This is a genomic window from Mesonia mobilis DSM 19841, from assembly GCF_000423405.1.
In the GTDB taxonomy this organism is placed as follows: domain Bacteria; phylum Bacteroidota; class Bacteroidia; order Flavobacteriales; family Flavobacteriaceae; genus Mesonia; species Mesonia mobilis.
This window is the reverse complement of record NZ_AUHX01000060.1, coordinates 1-1,149: the sequence shown is the minus strand read 5'-3', so window position 1 is coordinate 1,149 and position 1,149 is coordinate 1. Positions and strand designations below refer to the sequence as shown.

1 protein-coding gene is annotated in these 1,149 nt (G+C 28.2%); it reads right to left on the bottom strand.

All coding sequences use genetic code 11. The features are described from left to right. Positions 1-171 precede the first annotated feature (171 nt). A complete protein-coding gene (locus G551_RS0112420) occupies positions 172-984 on the bottom strand; it encodes a hypothetical protein (RefSeq protein ID WP_027885856.1) in 813 nt (270 codons plus the stop codon). Positions 985-1,149: the final 165 nt, after the last annotated feature.

Here is a 1,149-nt window from a genome sequence, read left to right as displayed (position 1 = left end):
GCTCGTTTTTCCTAATGTTGCCCAACGGTCTTGTATAATTACCCAGCTAAGGGAATTTGGGAACTAAAGATAGTAAAAAGAACTGACTTTGACGCTTGAGCGTCTGTGTCCGCAGGACACAGAACCTTAGTTGGAATTATACGTTGTTGGCAGTAGTTTTTTTTAAAAAAATTAATCTACTGATCTTATTTTTTCTTCAGATATAGAATACAATTTACGAACTTCATAATTATTCAAGTTAGTAATTAAGCCTATTTCAGATTTTTTATTGGATTTTTTTTCAAAATGAATTGAAATTATATTTGATGAGTTTCCAATGTGGCAAAGGTTATTTTTTAAATATCCATAATTTTCAGTTTCTCCTGACTTAGATTTACTTTGTTCAATCAAAAAGCCAGAATTGTCTATCTTAAATTTCATATTGTTTTCTGGATTTAAAAAAATATTAAAATCTGTCTCTTTATCAAACAAATCCATTTTGTTATAATCAACCATATTTTTAAAATCAATTTCGTCCGAGAATAAAATTGGTTGATATTTTTCAAAACTAAAATCAGATATTTTATATATTTTAAAGTCTTGTATTGGTTTTTGTTTCATTACCTTTTCTAAATAATCTACATTTTTATATTCAAATTTCTCATAACTCCCATATGAAAGTGAATCATTCTCAATATTAATCTTCTTTTCTGAAATTTGTTTCTCAGAATATTCAAAAACAAATAGGTCTACGATATATTCATCTGAAATTGATGTATATATTGTAACAATTTTTTCAATTTTATCATCAGTTGAGTAGTAATAATAATTGCAAGTACTACAAACATTCCAGCAGATATTTAAACTTTTGATTAATCTATTTGAAGAATCAAAGTAAGTTTCATATTGCATCCCTTTATTATGAAGATAGTCCCGGTCAATCGATTTTAGATTGATTATAATTTGAGGTTTTTCAAATACCGAGAATGTTCTTTTTGTATACATTAATTATTGATTACAGGGATGTTGTTTTAAATTACTGCCAACGGTCTTGTATATCTTTCAGTTGTGGGAATTTAGGAATTAAAGATAGTAAAAAGAAATGACTTTGACGCGCCAGCGTCTGTGTCCGCAGGACACAGAGCCGCAATTGAAGATATACGTTGTTGC